Origin of the sequence: Bacillus sp. FSL W8-0183 (assembly GCF_038006825.1) — a bacterium.
GTDB classification, from domain to species: domain Bacteria; phylum Bacillota; class Bacilli; order Bacillales; family Bacillaceae; genus Bacillus; species Bacillus altitudinis.
In genome coordinates this window covers 525,738-543,588 of the sequence record NZ_JBBOVY010000001.1, presented here as the reverse complement: position 1 = coordinate 543,588, position 17,851 = coordinate 525,738, and the positions used below count along the sequence as shown (strand labels likewise).

At 43.6% G+C, this 17,851-nt stretch carries 15 protein-coding genes; 4 read left to right on the top strand and 11 right to left on the bottom strand.

Translation table 11 applies throughout. The annotated features are described in order from the left end of the window. Positions 1 to 2: 2 nt before the first annotated feature. From NSQ64_RS02800 to NSQ64_RS02790, 3 genes are all read left to right on the top strand, one after another. Positions 3 to 1,436, top strand: coding sequence for an MDR family MFS transporter (locus NSQ64_RS02800; RefSeq protein ID WP_341014952.1), 1,434 nt, complete (start codon positions 3 to 5; stop codon positions 1,434 to 1,436). Between the two features lie 174 nt (positions 1,437 to 1,610). Further along, positions 1,611 to 2,987 carry an aspartate kinase gene (locus NSQ64_RS02795; RefSeq protein WP_341014950.1) on the top strand — a complete coding sequence of 459 codons (1,377 nt, stop codon included), beginning with the start codon at positions 1,611 to 1,613 and terminating at the stop codon, positions 2,985 to 2,987. Between the two features lie 152 nt (positions 2,988 to 3,139). Beyond that, on the top strand, positions 3,140 to 3,985 hold the full coding sequence (locus NSQ64_RS02790) for a GAF domain-containing protein (protein ID WP_024720194.1): 846 nt from the start codon (positions 3,140 to 3,142) through the stop codon (positions 3,983 to 3,985). Positions 3,986 to 4,171: 186 nt separating this feature from the next. Here the strand turns inward: NSQ64_RS02790 and NSQ64_RS02785 are convergent, their stop codons facing one another. The 11 genes from NSQ64_RS02785 to NSQ64_RS02735 all read right to left on the bottom strand — a co-directional run bounded on the left by NSQ64_RS02785 (position 4,172) and on the right by NSQ64_RS02735 (position 16,079). Beyond that, complete coding sequence (locus NSQ64_RS02785; RefSeq protein ID WP_341014948.1) at positions 4,172 to 5,599, bottom strand: HAMP domain-containing sensor histidine kinase; 1,428 nt, start codon at positions 5,597 to 5,599, stop codon at positions 4,172 to 4,174. Further along, positions 5,589 to 6,284, bottom strand: a complete 696-nt coding sequence (locus tag NSQ64_RS02780; RefSeq protein WP_024720193.1) for a response regulator transcription factor — start codon at positions 6,282 to 6,284, stop codon at positions 5,589 to 5,591. Before NSQ64_RS02780 ends, NSQ64_RS02785 begins: the two co-directional genes overlap by 11 nt. A 369-nt stretch (positions 6,285 to 6,653) precedes the next feature. Continuing rightward, positions 6,654 to 7,202: a GNAT family N-acetyltransferase gene (locus tag NSQ64_RS02775; RefSeq protein ID WP_341014946.1), complete on the bottom strand. Its 549-nt coding sequence runs from the start codon at positions 7,200 to 7,202 to the stop codon at positions 6,654 to 6,656. Between the two features lie 256 nt (positions 7,203 to 7,458). Next, complete coding sequence (locus NSQ64_RS02770; protein WP_341014943.1) at positions 7,459 to 8,793, bottom strand: MmgE/PrpD family protein; 1,335 nt, start codon at positions 8,791 to 8,793, stop codon at positions 7,459 to 7,461. After that, positions 8,784 to 9,941: an amidohydrolase gene (locus tag NSQ64_RS02765; RefSeq protein WP_341014941.1), complete on the bottom strand. Its 1,158-nt coding sequence runs from the start codon at positions 9,939 to 9,941 to the stop codon at positions 8,784 to 8,786. Before NSQ64_RS02765 ends, NSQ64_RS02770 begins: the two co-directional genes overlap by 10 nt. 33 nt (positions 9,942 to 9,974) lie before the next feature. Continuing rightward, positions 9,975 to 10,721, bottom strand: a complete 747-nt coding sequence (locus NSQ64_RS02760; protein WP_181891224.1) for an amino acid ABC transporter ATP-binding protein — start codon at positions 10,719 to 10,721, stop codon at positions 9,975 to 9,977. Positions 10,722 to 10,733: 12 nt separating this feature from the next. Further along, complete coding sequence (locus tag NSQ64_RS02755) at positions 10,734 to 11,408, bottom strand: amino acid ABC transporter permease (protein WP_007498163.1); 675 nt, start codon at positions 11,406 to 11,408, stop codon at positions 10,734 to 10,736. A 24-nt stretch (positions 11,409 to 11,432) separates the two neighbouring features. Next, positions 11,433 to 12,227: an amino acid ABC transporter substrate-binding protein gene (locus NSQ64_RS02750; RefSeq protein WP_007498164.1), complete on the bottom strand. Its 795-nt coding sequence runs from the start codon at positions 12,225 to 12,227 to the stop codon at positions 11,433 to 11,435. Positions 12,228 to 12,249: 22 nt separating this feature from the next. After that, positions 12,250 to 12,753, bottom strand: a complete 504-nt coding sequence (locus tag NSQ64_RS02745; protein WP_045035007.1) for a GNAT family N-acetyltransferase — start codon at positions 12,751 to 12,753, stop codon at positions 12,250 to 12,252. A gap of 17 nt (positions 12,754 to 12,770) precedes the next feature. Next, positions 12,771 to 14,096 carry an LLM class flavin-dependent oxidoreductase gene (locus NSQ64_RS02740; protein ID WP_341014938.1) on the bottom strand — a complete coding sequence of 442 codons (1,326 nt, stop codon included), beginning with the start codon at positions 14,094 to 14,096 and terminating at the stop codon, positions 12,771 to 12,773. 198 nt (positions 14,097 to 14,294) lie between these two features. Continuing rightward, positions 14,295 to 16,079 (bottom strand): right-handed parallel beta-helix repeat-containing protein, encoded by a 1,785-nt coding sequence (locus NSQ64_RS02735; RefSeq protein WP_341014935.1) that lies wholly within the window; start codon positions 16,077 to 16,079, stop codon positions 14,295 to 14,297. Between the two features lie 263 nt (positions 16,080 to 16,342). Here NSQ64_RS02735 and NSQ64_RS02730 point away from each other — a divergent pair, with 263 nt between their 5' ends. Beyond that, positions 16,343 to 17,836: a peptide MFS transporter gene (locus NSQ64_RS02730; RefSeq protein ID WP_341014931.1), complete on the top strand. Its 1,494-nt coding sequence runs from the start codon at positions 16,343 to 16,345 to the stop codon at positions 17,834 to 17,836. Positions 17,837 to 17,851 lie beyond the last annotated feature (15 nt).

Below are 17,851 nucleotides of genomic sequence, written 5' to 3'. Positions count from 1 at the left end.
ATATGAACCAATCAACAACATCGTATAATCGGTCTGTGATTGTTGGGATTTTCCTCGTTGGGGCGTTCGTTGCGATCTTAAACCAAACGCTTCTCATTCCAGCGATCCCGCATATCATGGAAGAGTTCAATATTGATGTCAGTAAAGGCCAATGGCTGACCACAGCCTTTATGCTGACAAACGGGATTCTCATCCCAATTACGGCCTTTTTAATTGAGAAATTTTCAAGCCGTTCCTTAGTCTTAACGGCTCTTAGCATTTTTACAGCAGGTACCATTCTTGCTTCGTTCGCCACGAATTTCCCGGTGCTTCTTGCAGCACGTATCGTGCAGGCAGCCGGCGCAGGGATTTTGATGCCGCTCATGCAAACGATCTTTTTAACCATTTTCCCAAAAGAAAAACGCGGGCAAGCCATGGGTATGGTCGGACTAGTGATTTCATTCGCACCGGCGCTTGGACCAACACTTGGCGGCTGGATTGTCGATTCCTTTAGCTGGAAGTTCTTATTCTATATTGTTCTTCCAATCGGTATTATTGATCTCATTCTTGCTTTCTTCTTAATGAAAAATGTCACACAGCAAAGAGACACTCGTATCGATGTCTTATCGGTGATCCTGTCTTCCTTCGGATTTGGCGGACTGCTGTACGGATTTTCAAGTGTCGGAACGTATGGTTGGACGAGTGCGACCGTTCTGATTTCACTCATTGTCGGTGCTGTGAGCTTGTTCTTCTTTATCCTGCGTCAGTCGAATTTGAAAAGACCGATGCTTGAGTTTGGCGTCTTTAAGTTTGCGATCTTTAGCTTAACGACCTTCCTCGGTATGCTCGTCTTTGCCTTACTGATTGGAACAGAGACGATTCTGCCGCTCTATACGCAGAATGTCAGGGGGTTATCAGCCCTTGATACAGGGTTGATCTTATTGCCAGGGGCTCTCTTTATGGGATTCCTATCGCCGATTATCGGACGAATTTTTGACAAAGTAGGCGGTAAAGGGCTGGCTCTAGGCGGGTTTACGATACTAGCTGTCACTTCCCTGCCATTTATGATGCTGAGCCTTGATTCATCGATTACCCTCATTACAGTGGCCTACACGCTTCGCTTAATCGGGGTTGGGATGATCATGATGCCGCTGACAACAGCCGGTATTAACTCGTTACCACTGCATTTGATTCCGCACGGGACAGCAATGAATAATACGATGAGACAAATGGGCGGCTCTATCGGGACGGCTGTGCTTGTCTCCATTATGAGCAGCTCTGCTGCCAATGCAGCATTATCCGATCCAATGAAGTCAGCCGTTCATGGCATGAATACGTCATTTATCGTGTCTGGTGCTATTGCGGTCATTGGACTCGTTCTCTCGTTCTTCTTAAAAGAAAAACGTAAAAACAAAGTGATGAAGCAGGAGCTATCTTCTTCGTCCTCTTCTTCATAAAGACAAAGAGCTCGGCATATCGCCGGCTCTTTTTTCATATATTCACACATAACGTCCTCCCCAAAAATACATTTGTTCATTCAGAGAAGAAAAACCTTGATAATTTGAAGAAAAGAGTTGATAATAGAAACTATTCAATTTGTGAGAAAATTTTTACTATAGGAGATGTATGCATTGAAGGTCGTTAAATTTGGTGGCAGTTCTCTTGCTTCTGGCAAGCAGCTGCAAAAGGTATTTGACATTGTCACAGCAGATCCAGCTCGAAAAGCAGTCGTTGTTTCCGCACCAGGAAAACGGCATTCAACGGATACGAAGGTCACCGATCTATTAATTAGTTGCGGTGAACAATATTTACGTTTAGGTGAAGCAAACGATTTACAAGAAGCTGTCATCGAGCGATATGCCTCGATTGCGGATGAGCTGGGATTAGGTCAAGACATTATTGACACCATCCGGCAAGATGTAAACACGTTATTACAGGCTGATTCTTCTCATCCTGAGCGTTATCTTGATGCGATTAAAGCAAGCGGTGAAGATAATAACGCAAAGCTGATTGCAGCCTACTTTCAGCATCAAGGCGTCGAAGCGCACTATGTGAATCCAAAAGAAGCGGGTCTATTTGTCAGCGACGAGCCTGGTCAAGCGCAAGTCCTTCCAGAATCGTATGATCATTTGTACAAATTAAGAGAACGCTCTGGCATTATTGTGTTCCCTGGCTTTTTCGGTTTTAGTCTAGCGGGTGATATCGTCACTTTTTCCCGTAGTGGATCAGACATTACCGGTTCCATTTTGGCAAATGGACTGAAGGCAGATGTGTATGAAAACTTTACGGATGTGGATGCAGTCTACGCCGTCAATCCAACGATCGTTCATGAACCAAAGGAAATCACAGAGCTGACGTATCGTGAAATGCGTGAATTGTCCTATGCGGGTTTTTCTGTATTTCATGATGAGGCACTTATTCCAGCCTTTCGGGCAGGCATTCCTGTTCAGATTAAGAACACCAATAATCCAGCGGCCAAAGGCACGAAAATTGTAAATCAACGGGATCATACGAATGGCCCTGTTGTGGGAATCGCGTCAGACAATGGATTTTGCAGTATTTATATCTCTAAGTATTTGATGAACCGAGAAGTGGGCTTTGGACGTAAGGTGTTGCAAACGTTAGAGGAATATGGACTTACGTATGAACACGTGCCTTCTGGCATTGATGATATGACCATTATTTTAAGGCAGGATCAGCTGGAGGAGCAGCAGATTGAACAAGAGCTTTTAGACCGATTAAAGCTTGTGCTTGATGCAGATGAAGTGGTTCTAGAGCGGAACCTCTCGCTTATTATGGTCGTAGGAGAAGCGATGCGTCATAATGTTGGTACAACAGCAAGAGCGGCAAAAGCGCTGTCAAAAGCCAAAGTGAATATTGAAATGATCAACCAAGGCTCTTCAGAGGTGAGCATGATGTTTGGCGTCAAAGCAGCTCAAGAAAAAGAAGCCGTTCAAGCCTTATATGAGGAATTTTTCTCTATGTCCACGGTGCCTGTCACCATTTAATCAGCAGACTGTCAGATCTCCGGATCGGCAGTCTTTTTGATCTCACACGATTTGCGCATTAAAGTATATCTATTTCTCGTTTGATTTTGTATGATAGAGACAAATCAACTATTGTTCCGGCCATTGATCGGAGCTACAAGGAGTCCTAATCCATGCCTCGTCAACAACTATTAAAACAGTTTCGCAATTTTCATGATGCTTCTACAAGTATTTTAAACATGATGAGTCAATTCATTCATATGAATACACTGTTTATTGCTAAAAATGATCAAAACACCAATCAGATTGTGAAGGTGCTAAATCATGACGAGCAGCTTCTTGAAGAAGGGGAAGAAAATCCTTACGAGAAGACATTTTGCAAGCTGGCGGTCGATCATCGCGATACGCTGTTGATCCCTGATATCCGCTTGGACGAGCGTTCAAAAAACTTAGACGTCACGAAACAGCTGCAAGGCGGCTCATTTATTGGGGTTCCCATCGATTTTACTGATGGTACGAACTATGGAACAATTTGTGGACTTGACCTAAGGCCGCAGCAATTTACAGAAGAGCATGTTCATATGTTTGAAACGATGGCATCTTTGTTGAGTTACGTCTTAGAACTCGACCAGGCCAATCGGCAGATTCAGCAATTATCTGTACCGATCGTACCTGTTGTTGACGGTGTCGCCGTGCTCCCTCTTCTTGGTGATATCGAAGAGACACGTGCGCAGCATATTTTAGAAACCATTTTACAGGAAAGCTACAGGCTGTCGCTCTCTCATTTGGTCATTGATGTTTCAGGGACAAAACGACTCAATGAACAAAGCATTCAATACTTGGTCAGCTATGCGCAAACGTTAAGACTGTTAGGCATTTCAGCTGTTTTAACAGGAATTAAGCAAGACCTTGCGCTGAGTGCGATTCAATCGAATATTTCATTTAAAGACATCACCATTCGTAAGGATTTACCGCAGGCACTTGCTCATATCGGCCTAACGTTCTCCAAAACAGAATAAGTGATGATACATTAAAAAGGGCTAAACGGAGTTTAGCCCTTTTTCTTCTTTTCAGCGTGATAGAAAACCTTTGCAGTCTAGGAAAGACGAGTACCGGCGCGGAGCGAATTTCACATTCGTGAGCACCGGCACGCAGGACTGACACCGAATGCGAGGGTTTGTCTACACGCTGAGGCTAAACAGAGTTTAGCCCTTTTCCTGTGGAAGCGGTAAACGAATGATAAATGTTGTTCCCTTTTGTTTTTCACTTTTTAAATCAATCTGTCCGTCATGCAAGTCTACAAGCTGCTTGACAATCGACAGGCCAAGTCCGTATTCTCCATATGGTGTATTCGTTCTCGAAATATCCGCTTTATAAAAACGTTCCCAAATGTGTTTGACTTCTTCAGGTGCAATGCCGATTCCCGTGTCTTCTACTTCAATGATCGTTTCCCCGTTCTCTTCTTTCCCTCTCAAAGAAATACGGCCGCCTTCTGTAAATTGGATGGCGTTCTTTGTGATGTTGACGAGGATTTGAATGAGCCGGTCATAATCTGCGTATACCTTTTGTTCAGGGTGAACCTCTACCATGAGCTGATTGTTTTTCTCTTCAGCCATTCGGCTCAGCTGCTCCTTAATCACTTCAAACGTATCAATGAGTGGATAGTGAAATTTTTGAAGGGTGATTTGATTCGACCTGATTTTCTCATAATCCATATTTTCATTGACGAGACGCAGCATTCGTTTTGTCTCATCAGTGATGAGCGCATAGCATTTCTCTTTCTCTTCTGCCGGCACATCCGCAGTATTCAGCCATTCGACCAATCCTCGAATGGTCGTCAGCGGTGTTTTCAATTCGTGAGACACATCCGCAATGAATTGGCGTCTTCGTTTTTCGAGCCGGTCAATTTCCTCTCTTGACCGTTGAAGACGATTGGCCATCATATTAAAATCCTCACCTAGTGTGCCAATTTCATCAAGGTGTTTGTTTTCAAGATGAATGTTGTAGTCACCATGCGCAATTTTCTCAGTTGCCTCTCTCAATTTTTTGATACGATTCACATGGAACTTCGACAGAAACAGACTGAGAATAAAGGTAATCGTCAATGCCACAAACACGATGATATATAAATACCGGTTCATTTGAGCAATCAACTCTTCTGCTCCTTGAATAGGAGCTATGAGCACCACCCCGCCCTTCAGCTTTCCTTCTTCCATGACAGGAAGTGCCACAAGTGATGCTTCTTGATCAAGCCGGCGCGAATCACTTCGCTTGACAATGATTTCTTCTCCTTTTGCAAGCTTGGCCCACAAATCTTTTGTGAGTAACGCTTCATGCGGTGGCATCTCTTGCTGCTGAGACAGCACAGTCCCTTTTTCATCAAAGACGAAAAAACGGATTTGTCTTGTCGAAAGAATGTCTTCAAATGGACGCAAACGGAAGTTCATCTCGGCTTTCGACAGTTGTTTAAAATTCTCCAAAATTTCATTCCCATACGAACTCATTTCGTCTACCCTATTTTGATAGGCAATATCTTTTACAAAATGAGACATGAGGGTGCTGATAATAATGATGGCGATGAGCAATAACCCAAGGTGACTAATCAGCAACTGGTAAAAATATTTAATCTTCATCGAACTTATACCCTACGCCCCATACCGTATACAGAAAGGGCTTAGGTCCGTCTCCGATTTTTTGGCGCAATCGTTTAATATGAACATCAACTGTTCGTTCATCACCATAAAATTGGTATCCCCAAATTTGCTCAAGCAATTGTTCTCGTGAAAATACTTGCCGAGGATGCTGTATAAAAAAGCACAGCAGATCGTATTCCTTTGGCGTTAAATTTTCGATCCGTTTCCCCTCTAGAAACACTTCTCTCGTTTTTTTATCTAACTGAAAATGTTCGGTCTCTAGCCGTTCATCCTCTTTCGCTCCTTCTTGAGTAGATGTTGTTTGAGCAAAACGTCGTTTCACTGCTTTGATTCTTGCCATTAAGGTGAGCGGACTAAAGGGTTTTGTCACATAATCATCTGCCCCAAGATCGAAGCCCAGCACCTGATCAGATTCCGTTTCCTTTGCTGTCAGCATAATAATCGGAACATCACTAATCTGGCGTACTTTTTGACAAATGGTCAGACCATCCATTGAAGGAAGCATGACATCTAAGATGAGCAGATCCCAATCCTCCTCTTGCTTAAATCGATTCAATCCTTCTAATCCATCATGGACAAATTCCGCTTGAAATCCTTCTCGTTGAAAAAACATATCCGTCATTGTACAAACACTCTGGTTATCTTCAATCATTAATATTTTCATCATCAGCCTCCGCTGTTGCCTTTGTTTTTCTTTATGTAGCTTTATTTTACATGTTCCTTCTCAAATCTCAATTGGATTGATACGATTTCATGAACTTATCATGCTTTGGTCATCTTTTATTCATACTTTTTGATGGAGTTGACATTTTGGGGAATCACATTGTTCTTTTTTAATATAGTAGAATGGCAAAATGAAGGAATTGCAGAGGATAGTCTAAGATGAGGACAGTGTCATTTACATTCTTTCAGATGAAGAAGTCTCCCATTTAGTAAAAGAATGAAATGACACGCTTCCTGATCATTATAAATGGTCTATATAAAACAGTTTGGAACTGGACATGCATATCCAGGGCGGTGTGCCCTAACGAAGCTAATTGTGATTTTTTATAAGGCACCCCATTTCGATGCGAATTTCCTTTTTCTTTATATCTTCATTTGAATAAGAATTGACATTTAATCCAATCAGTTGAAAGCCATTTTTCAAATAAAACTGGATAGCTGGAAAATTGGATGATTGGGTTTCTAATACAATCATTCTAACTCCCAATTCACGAGCGCGTTTTTGTGCCATTTTAATGAAAGTGCTGCCAATACCTTTTCTTTTAAATTGTTTATCCACATATAAATCATGAATGAGTAATGTATTATTCCATTTCATGTGTTGAATGACTATAATTCCAGTTTCTTCACCATTCATCTCTGACACGTAAACCTCTGAACCCTCTTTATATGGATCGAAAATCTCCTCTTTTAGATTTTTTTTAACTGGCGCTTCAAATACTTCTTCTGTAAGGGAGATGTTCCAACCATTGTGACTGGTTTCCATATGAATTTCATAGTATTTTTCAGATGTATATTGATAATATACTTGTTTTCCTTTAGGATAATTTTTTTGATAGATACGACGAATAGTTAACATTTCATACTCCCTTCATATCAATGATTTAAATCTTTAAACGTACTACTAAATTCGTCGATTTGCGATTTGATACCTTTAAAAATACACCTAAAAGATAAAACTCGTTTTGCCTCTGTCATAGAATAGGGTCGTTTTTAAATGTGATTGTTGTAGATCAATTGTTCACCTGACGAAGTTTGACGTCATAGAGTGTATTCACTCTTATAAGAATAAGGACATTTAAAAAGCTCATCTCCAAAGATGAGCTTTTTTCATATCACACGAGCAACTTCAGATAGGCAGCGTCATTCCCCTCTTCAACCGCCTGTAAAAGCTGCTTTGCCTGTGATGTGCTGGTGACGCTGCTTAACTTTTGTATGATGTCTTCTGTCGATAACGCACAGCCTGGTGCTCCCCGAGGGATATCAACACGTTTGCTGATGGTTGACCCGTCAGATAAGGTGAGCTTTACAATCGTAAATCGTCCTTTTGGCACTGCGTCTGGATGGGGTTCTATCGTTTGATCATATACTCTATTTACCCGCTTCATCCATGTCCGCAGCTCTGGTGAAATGGCTTTTTTCGTAAAAGCATCCAGTGATAAAGGTTGTCCAAACACCGCTAGTGCGATGACATACTCGACACTAAATCGTCCCTCTTCTCCCGTCAAAGGTGTCCGTTCCGTGAGTGCGGCATCTCCGCCAGGCGGAAACATGACGTCGACCTGTTCGATCTTCCCCTGTAAGAAAGAGTGTTCTTGTACTAATGACTCGATCGCATCAGCTGCATGATGCGCCGCTGAACAGAACGGATACACTTTAAACCATAGACCTGGCGACACGATACGCCACGCAGTGCCATAGTCTTCTAGCAAACATCTTTCCGCTAGTTTCTGATCCCCATAGAGAGAAAAGAAGCCCAGCTCTCCATCCAGAAGCGATTCACTCCCGCCAAAACCTGAGCAAGCTAAATCTATGGACCATACGGCTGTTTTAGCGGCGAGGCCAGCTTGTAATGGTTTCATATCAGTCCCAAACTGCTTTCGCATTCCAGCTGATTGCGCACCTGCAAAGCCGATCGCTTTCGCCAGCTCTTTCTGTGAAACTTGTTTCAAATAACCAATCGCACAGACTGCTGCAATGGCTCCGAGAGTTCCGGTATTATGCCAGCCCCGCTCATAGTGCGACTTGCCGATGGATTCACCTAGCCTTGCCATTACTTCGACGCCAGTAATGCAGGCTGCTAGAAATCGATCACTGTACGCCTCCCCGTTGGTCAGCTGGGAAAGCAAGGCCGGGATGATGACCGCACTTGGGTGTCCTCTCACATCAGAATGCACATCATCATAATCAAGGGCGTGAATCAGGTAGCCATTTAGCATGGCCGCGGATTGACGGCTGACCTTCTTCCCTTGTCCAATGACAGGAATTTGAGCCGCGCCGCCTTCTTGTTCCACCAGCGCCATGAGCTTCTGAATCCCTTCATCCTCTTTTGCAGCAAGCGCTGCTGCCGCAGCGTCTAACAGACCGTTTCGAGCCATTTGAACGGCCTGTTGATCTTGCAACGGATCAGCAGAGAGCACTGCCTCTGCGAGCTGTTTCGTTAGTTCCATGATCTTGACTCCAATGCCCGAACCGCAAGCTCGGCAAAGAAGGCAGCGGCAACAGGGAGTGCGTCTTCATTTAACGTAAAGGCAGGGTGATGCCATTCCTCGGTACCGCTCGTCCCCATCCAGACGAAAAAGCCTGGAATGTGCTCTTGGTAAAGGGCAAAGTCTTCTCCGCCTGGTGACTGTTCTGCCTCCACTACTGCGAGATCAAGCGCTCCTGCCGTTTCTTCCACAACCTTTGTCAAACGCTCGTCATTCATCACAGAAGGTAAATACGGATGCCATTTCACTTCTGCCTTTGCGCCAAATCCTTCTGCGATACCGCTCACGATCTGTTTCATGAGATCTGGAATCATCGCTCTCACTTCAGGTTCAAACGTCCGAACGGTCCCTTCCATCTCGACGCGATCAGGTATCACATTCCATGATGTGCCGCCTTGAATACGTGTGATGCTGACAACCGCATGATGTAAAGAACTAATGCGGCGGCTGACAATTTGCTGTAGGGCGCTTGTGATCTGACCGCTGATGGCAATCGGATCAATTGTGTGATTTGGAATTCCAGCATGACCACCCGTTCCTTGAATGTCGATTTCAAACCGATCGACACTCGCCATTAACGCTTTTTCTCTTATCCCGATGGTGCCAACTGGCAGGTTAGGTTTATTGTGCATACCAAATATCACATCCACTCCATTTAAGACGCCTGCCTCTATGACGTGTTTCGCTCCTTGCGCCACTTCCTCAGCCGGCTGGAACAAAATGCGGACTGTTCCCTTGAGCTCATGTTTCCGTTCGTTTAATAGGACGGCCGCACCAAAAATCGAAGCGGTATGGAAATCATGGCCGCATGCATGCATTTTCCCTTGTATCTTTGAAGAAAATGGTTCGCCAGATGCTTCTTCAATCGGAAGTGCGTCAATATCGGCTCTCAGAGCAATCGTTGGTCCCTCTTGTTCTCCTTTGATTTCACAAACGACCCCGGTTTGAAGATCTGGGAAATCGAGCACTGTGATCCCTTCCTCTTGTAACCAGCCTCGTAGTTTTTTTGTCGTTTCATACTCTTCAAATGCTAGCTCTGGATGCTCATGAAGCGCTCGGCGCATGTTAATTAAACGTTTGTTTAAAGCTTCATTTCCTAATGATTTCACTGATACTCACCCCTCTAAAGAGTAAAAAGCAGCTTATGCTTCTTCAGCCGCTGCTTCTTTTTGGATAAATCGTTTTGTTCGTTCATTCTGCGTTTCGTCAAATAGTTCGGTTGGCGTTCCCTGCTCAATGATATGACCATCTGCCATAAAAATGACATGATCTGCTACTTCTCTTGCAAACGCCATTTCATGTGTCACGATGATCATCGTTGTTTCTTGAATGGCAATGGATTTAATGACTTGAAGCACACCTGAGACAAGCTCTGGATCTAGTGCTGACGTTGGTTCATCCAGCAGAATCGCATGTGGATCGACCGCTAACGCACGGGCAATGCCAATCCGCTGCTGCTGACCGCCGGATAGTGTAACCGGATAGCTGTCAGCTTTTTGTTCTAGCCCTACTTGTTTCAATAGCTCCATACCGATCTCATTTGCCTGCTGTTTTGTCATTTTTTTCGTCACAAGCAGTGACTCTGTAATGTTTTGCAGGGCTGTTTTGTTTTTGAATAAATTATAGTTTTGAAACACCATGGCCGTTTGCTGACGCAGGTGATGGGCTTCTTTACGTGTATATTTAGACGCATTCAGCTTCGCATCGCCAATTTCAATCGTACCTTCATCTGGCGTTTCTAATAGATTTAGACAGCGCAGCAATGTTGATTTACCGGAGCCAGAAGGTCCGATAATGGCCACAACCTGCCCTTTTTGCACGTCAAGATTAATTCCGTCTAAGACGACAAGGTCGCCGAATGATTTTTTCAAATTGGTGAGCTTGATCATGTCCACACCTCCTTAATTCCGGTAAGGTTTGCTGATTTTTCGTTCAAATAGGTCTTGCAGGAAACTATAAATGATGGTGAGCACCCAATACACAATGCCAACCGCTAAATACGTTTCAAAGTACTTATAGTTGGCCGATGCAATCATTTTCCCTTGCGCAAACATTTCTGCCACCCCAATGGTAAAGGCAAGCGATGTTTCTTTTAAAAGTCCAATAAAGGTATTCCCCGTCGCTGGAATGGCATTTCTGACGGCCTGCGGGAAAATAATTCTGACGTAAGACTGCCATCTTGTCATGCCGACAGATAAACAGGCCTCAAGCTGCCCTTCATCCACTGAATTAAGAGCCGCTCTAAAAATTTCTGCTAAGTACGCTGAGTTTTTAATACTTAAACCGATAATGACCGCTGTTAAGGCATCCATTGAGGTCATCGCAGGGAATAGCTGCGGAAGACCAAAATAAATGAGAAAGAGCTGAACCAAAGTTGGAACCGCTCTGAAAAAAGAAATATACAGCTTGGCAAATTGGTATAAGACAGGTATCCGGTTTTTCGTTATAAGCGCGAATACCACACCAATGATAATGGCAAATACCATGGAGACAATCGCCATGAAGATCGTTATCGGCAAGTATTGAATCAAGGTTGGAAAAACCGTCACCATATACTGCCAATCAATGTGATTCATGTCTGCTTTTCACCGCCGCTGTTGTTATTTTTTAATTGGAACTGTGACATCGTCTTTGAAATATTTCTCAGACAATTTCTTCAGTGTTCCGTCTTCTCTTAATTCTTTGATCGCTTGATTGAATTCTTCTCTTAGCTTGTCGTGCTTTTCATCTTTGGCAAATGGGTAGCCGACTTCTTCATATACGATTGGGTTGCCGACGATTTTGAGTGGAAGTCCTGTTTTTTCAATTTGAGCTAACAAGACACTGCGTCCGTTGACGTAAGCATCTACACGGCCATTTGCGACTTCATTTAAGACACCGTCTTGTGTTTCATATGTTTTGATGTTGATTTTCTTGTCTGGGTCTTTGCTCTCTAGGTTTTTGGCATGGTTTGAGCCAAGAACAGCTGCCACCGTTTTTCCTTTTAAGTCGTCAAGTCCTTTAATGTCCTTGTTGTCCTTCTTGACAATGATTTGTGTTCCTGCGTATGCATACGTATCTGTAAAGTTGAACGTTTGTTTACGCTCATCTGTAATCGCAACTTGGTTTGATACGGTATCCAGCTTACCAGATGTCAGCTGGCCCATCAGTCCGCTAAATTCACTCAGCTGCCAGTCTAGTTTGTAGCCTAGTTTTTTCGCAATGGCTTCTGTGACCTCGACATCAAATCCTACTAGTTTGCCGTTTTCTTTATAAGCAAATGGATAGCTTTGGCCTGTAGCGCCCACTTTAAGCACTTTCTCGTCTTTGCCTTCACTCTGATTGCCCCCGCCGCATGCTGCTAACACCGCAAGCATTGCCGCAAATAAAACAACTAGCCACTTTTTGTTTTTCATGTTCGTACACCCTTCTTTCCTCTTATGGTTGTGTAATATCTGATCTTAATTGTTTTTTAAAATAAATGGTGATATGGCCTTTACCTAGATCCTTTTCACCTGCTCTGACATAGCCTTTACGCTCATACATGTCCATGAGCCACGGATGCTTATCAGCTGTCCCAAGAGAGACATACGGTACCTTTAGTGTGTCCCTTAGCACTTCCGTTTCAACCCACTCAAGCAAGGCTGAGCCTGTGCCTTTTTTTGCCGCTGGTTCTGAAGCAAACCACCAAATATGAGGAACGCCGAATGGTCCTGGCTGTTCTCCCCAAGGCATACGGAGTGATAAGGTGGAGAGAAGCTCTCCGTTTTCTTCCATTACATAGCAAAGGTTCTTTTGTACATTTTTCTGAACGAGGGCGACATCTGCATGTGCTGCTTGGAACTGGATTCCGAGCTCACGAATCGGCTCGTAGGCTCTTGTTGTCAGTTCAAGTAGCGCTTCTATATCATCCTCAGTTGCCAGACGAAACGTATATCCCAACGTTAGTCACCTCACCTTTATGTCGTGTAGCGATTTTTTGGCTGTTTTAAGCCGAGATTTTCTCGTAAAGTTTGTCCTGTGTATTCTGTTTTGAACAGGCCTCTTTCCTGAAGGATCGGAACGACGCGGTCTACGAAGGCATCAAGTCCTTCTGGCAATAATGGCGGCATCACGTTAAAACCGTCGGCTGCTTCCTCAACGAGCCATGTCTCCATCACATCTGCTAGCTGCTCTGGTGTTCCAATGAAGATATGGTGCCCACGGGAACCTGCAACAGATTGGTAGAGCTGGCGAATGGTCAGGTTGTCCTTTCTCGCCATATTCATCACAAGGTCAAAGCGGCTTTTCACGGCATTTGACGCGCTTGGATCAATCTCTGGAAGCGGTCCGTCTAGTGGATACTGCGAAAGATCAATACCCCCTAAGTAGTTTTGTAAAATGCTAAGGCCGATTTCTGGAACAATCAGCTCTTGTAATTCTTGATACTTCGCTTTTGCCTCTTCTACTGTATCGGCAATGATTGGGAAGATGCCCGGCATGATGCTGACATCCTCTCTAGCTCGCCCAGCAGCCTCTACTTTTCCCTTCAAGCTTTGGTAAAATTCCTTCGCTTTGTCGAGATCGTTTTGTGCCGTAAAAATAAGCTCAGCCGTTTTAGCCGCAAGCTTTTGACCATCTTCAGAAGACCCTGCTTGAATGATCACTGGCTGTCCTTGAGGGGTGCGTGATACGTTAAGCGGACCCCGTACGGAGAAGAATTCACCTTTGTGCTGCAGCTCATGAAGCTTACTAGACTCAAAAAATTCTCCTGTTTCTTGATTTCTAATAAGTGCGTCCTCTTCCCAAGAATCCCACAGACCTTTGACGACATCGACGAATTCTTCAGCTCGTTCGTATCGTTTGTGGTGTGCTAAATGCTCTTCTCCGCTAAAATTTTTCGCTGTTTCTTCAATAGAAGATGTGACCACATTCCATGCTGCTCGTCCGCCTGATAAATGATCGAGTGAGGCAAACTGTCTCGCAATATGGAATGGCTCACTGTATGTAGTTGATGCTGTTGCTGCTAAACCAATTGTTGAGGTAGACTGTGCAATCGAAGAAAGCAGGGTGAGCGGTTCAAATCTCGTTAATACATTTGGATGAGAGGTATGATTAATTGATAAGCTGTCGGCTAAAAAGAGCAAATCCAGCTTCCCTTCCTCGGCCTTTTTTGCTAATTGTTTAAAGTAATCAAGATTCATGGCTGCGTCTGGTACTGCTTTCGGATGTCTCCAAGAGGCGACATGATGTCCAGTTCCCGCGATGAATACGCCTAGCTTGAGCTTCCGTTTCGGCTGTGACACTTGTTCTTCATCCTTTCTATATCTTCCTTGTATCAAGTGATTATTTTACAAGATACATTTTTCTGATTGAATTAATCGGTTTTATCCATAAAAAAAGGGCAAATGTTGTGAAAAATGAAAAATAATTATTACTATATGCCCTTTTTACATGATTGTCAACCGCCTTCTAAACCTCCAAAAAAAGGGATTTACAGGCGTTTACGGTGGATCAATTTCAATATTTCCGATGAGCCGGTCCGTGGAGTGCGTCATCAATTGACTGCGCTCTAGTACGTTATGGGCAATCACCGAATGAGTGGAAGATATGGTGCGGACGGCAATCGCTTTTTGAGGAGAGAGATTAATGATGTTATTCCGCAGCACACGTGCTGAGACAACCTCATCAAGAAAAACGGCTGTCGGCTGTCCGATTGAACGATTTAAATAAAAGCGGTTATCTCCAATTTGAGGTGAGCCATTTTTAATGTACATCACCACATATAAGGACGTTTCTTCAAAGGAATTGTCTTTAATCTCTAAAGGAGCGGTCGTATTGCTGTAGACGGCATAGTTTTGATAGTGCTTAAAACGATTCTGCCATATGAAAGCCTTTGCATTTCCTGTCACGCTGATTGTATACGAAGATGCGAGCTGTGAATGTCCTTCTTGAATAAAGTGATTGCCGTTGATCCCCGCTTCTCCCTCCTGCACCCATATCCCTCGGCTGAATTCCTTGAATTGATTATGCTGAATTAAGATATTCGTTCCTCTGACCATCGCCGCATCGATGACAGAGTAGACGGTATTGTTTGAAAAAACAATGCTGTCTGATTGATAAATACGCAGCGATGTACTTCTAAGCCGTGTGTTTGTCCCTGACTCAATATGGTTTCCTTCTATTAAAATACGATTGGCCATATAGACAGACACAGCCGCATCTTCAAAAAGACTGATTTTATTACCTGTGATGTGCACGCTGTCTCCCCTCACATCAATACCCTTTTCAAATCCTTCAATCATATTGCCAATAATGATCACATTGTTTTCCGATTGATCAAGCGGCACGCCTAAGCTCGTAATCCCTGCTTTTGTCACGCCCCCTCCCACTGCACGAATCAAATTATTCGCAATGATCATTTCAGTGGCGAAGCCATAGGAGATACTGCTGTCCGTTTGATTGCCTTCAATGATCACACCATAGCCGTTGAAATTATAGATAGAGCTGGCTGCGCCGCCTCTGACTATGTTGTTTCGAATTTGAATATTCAGCGGTTCCTCCAAGTTGGTCGCATTTTCTCCGTATCCTTCAATATCAATGCCCATTTTTGGCTCGACCCCGTTTACCCCTGCCCTTTCAAGCAAACAGTCTTCCACAATGACACCATCACAGCCTGTAATAGAAATATTGTTTCGCCTTGAGTCAGTGATGGTGCAGCCAGAAATATGAATAGACGAAGCAGGCGAGTACGATTCGATATGGGTCAATAAACCGTGTGGACTGACAATGATGCCGTCTCCCGTACAATTGTTTATTTGAACACGATCGATATTCACATGGGAAGCACCTTCAATACACACCCCGAAGCCCCATTCATGTGTTTTTCTTTCTGGCGGGAGTGCCTTGTACACATGCTCATCACGGTCGCCTTCAATCCGCCCGCCCCGAATGGTCACATGCTCTACCTCTCCTATATAAAAGGCTGCATATCCCCACGAATCATTTGGTTTCACTTTGATGACGGCATCTGATGCCATCTCAATACAAATATGACTTGGCACTCGTATGCCGGCATGACGAAAAGGAAAAAATTGATCCCCCCTGTACACCGCATCTATTAGATACGTTCCACTCGGCAGCCAGACGTGGGAGTAGCCCTGTGCTTTTGTCCATTCCAGGCATTCGTTCAGTTTCGCTGTACAGTCCGTTTTCCCGTCAGCAATCACGCCAAAGTCTAATACATTGACAATGGGTTTCTTCAGATCAGATTCATTTACATCCCCCAATGAAAACCCCTCCTTTTTACACATGTCCTCTTGTCATCCTATGCATGTGGGAAAGGTTTGCTTGTACGATATTTCAAATTTTATATAAATTCTTCTGAAATAACTTTCCGATGATTTTCACTTGAGCGAATTTTTCATCTTTTTGAGTCTTTACGCCTATTGAACTAACATTTTCCTGTTTTAGAATAGTTTTATATTGACACAAGAACTATACAAGAATATCATTTTTCTCATATCTCTTTTTTTAAGAAAGGATCTATGCCATGTCTACAATTGACCACGATAAAATTGTTAAAAGTGTTCCTCAAAAAGGGTTTTTTGGACATCCTAAAGGACTTTACACACTGTTTTTCACTGAATTTTGGGAGCGTTTTTCTTATTATGGCATGCGTGCACTACTTATTTATTATATGTACACAGAGGTGACAAAAGGCGGTCTTGGCTTCGACCAGACAACCGCTAATTCGATCATGTCTGTCTATGGTGCGCTTGTCTATATGTCAGGCATTATTGGCGGATGGCTTGCCGACCGGGTATTTGGTTCGTCCAGTACGGTCTTTTATGGCGGGGTATTCATTATGCTTGGTCATGTCATTTTGGCACTACCTAGCGGTGCAACAGCGCTCTTTATTAGTATGGGGCTGATTATTATTGGGACAGGTCTCCTAAAGCCGAACGTGTCAAACATAGTCGGTGACCTGTATACAAAAACAGACCCTCGCAGGGATTCTGGATTCAGTATTTTCTATATGGGGATCAACATGGGTGGTTTTATCGCCCCATTAATTGTCGGAACACTCGGTCAAAAAGTGAATTTCCACCTTGGTTTCTCACTCGCTGCCGTTGGTATGCTTGTTGGACTGATTACGTTTGTCATCACGAAAAAGCCGAATCTTGGACTTGCCGGCACTTATGTCACAAATCCACTATCAGCTACTGAACGCAAGAACTTCAAAATTTTCGGTACATTGATCGTGATTGTACTTGCTGTTTTTGCTGTCATCGGTATTCAAACAGGAGCGCTCACGATTAATCTATTCACTTGGTTTGTCAGTGTCCTTGGTGTACTGATTCCAATTGTTTATTTTATTGTGATGTATTTTAGTAAAAAAACGAGTGCAGTTGAGCAGTCGAGGGTACTCTCTTATATTCCATTGTTCCTAGCTGCGGTGATGTTCTGGGCCATTCAAGAACAAGGCTCAAATATTTTAGCCACATATGCAGATCAGCGAACAAACTTGAATTTCCTTGGCATGACATTAGCCTCTTCTTGGTTCCAATCATTGAACCCAATCTTTATTGTGCTCCTGTCACCAGTATTTGCTTGGTTATGGGTCAGACTCGGTAAGAAACAGCCGTCTACCCCGATTAAATTCTCACTTGGCCTTCTGTTCGCAGGATTATCCTTTATCATCATGATCATTCCTGCCTACATGTCTGGACCACATACACTTGTAAGCCCACTATGGCTCGTTCTAAGCTTCTTCCTTGTCGTCATCGGAGAGCTTTGCTTATCACCAGTTGGGCTGTCAGCGACAACAAAACTGGCACCTGCTGCCTTCTCAGCGCAAACGATGAGCCTTTGGTTCCTTTCAAATGCAATGGCACAGGCCATCAATGCGCAAGTGGTCAAGCTATTTGATAAAGTGCCAGAAACCGTCTATTTCGGGATCATCGGCATGCTCGCCATCATTTTATGTGGCGCTATGCTCCTGCTTACACCGGTGATTAAGAAAGCGATGAAAGGTGTGCATTAAATTGAAAAAGAAGCC

Bases quoted from the DNA above. Each gene is read 5' to 3' on its own strand.
- NSQ64_RS02800 (WP_341014952.1), top strand. From the start codon at position 3: ATGAACCAATCAACAACATCGTATAATCGGTCTGTGATTGTTGGGATT.
- NSQ64_RS02790 (WP_024720194.1), top strand. From the start codon at position 3,140: ATGCCTCGTCAACAACTATTAAAACAGTTTCGCAATTTTCATGATGCT.
- NSQ64_RS02785 (WP_341014948.1), bottom strand. From the start codon at position 5,599: ATGAAGATTAAATATTTTTACCAGTTGCTGATTAGTCACCTTGGGTTA.
- NSQ64_RS02780 (WP_024720193.1), bottom strand. From the start codon at position 6,284: ATGAAAATATTAATGATTGAAGATAACCAGAGTGTTTGTACAATGACG.
- NSQ64_RS02775 (WP_341014946.1), bottom strand. From the start codon at position 7,202: ATGTTAACTATTCGTCGTATCTATCAAAAAAATTATCCTAAAGGAAAA.
- NSQ64_RS02770 (WP_341014943.1), bottom strand. From the start codon at position 8,793: ATGGAACTAACGAAACAGCTCGCAGAGGCAGTGCTCTCTGCTGATCCG.
- NSQ64_RS02760 (WP_181891224.1), bottom strand. From the start codon at position 10,721: ATGATCAAGCTCACCAATTTGAAAAAATCATTCGGCGACCTTGTCGTC.
- NSQ64_RS02755 (WP_007498163.1), bottom strand. From the start codon at position 11,408: ATGAATCACATTGATTGGCAGTATATGGTGACGGTTTTTCCAACCTTG.
- NSQ64_RS02750 (WP_007498164.1), bottom strand. From the start codon at position 12,227: ATGAAAAACAAAAAGTGGCTAGTTGTTTTATTTGCGGCAATGCTTGCG.
- NSQ64_RS02730 (WP_341014931.1), top strand. From the start codon at position 16,343: ATGTCTACAATTGACCACGATAAAATTGTTAAAAGTGTTCCTCAAAAA.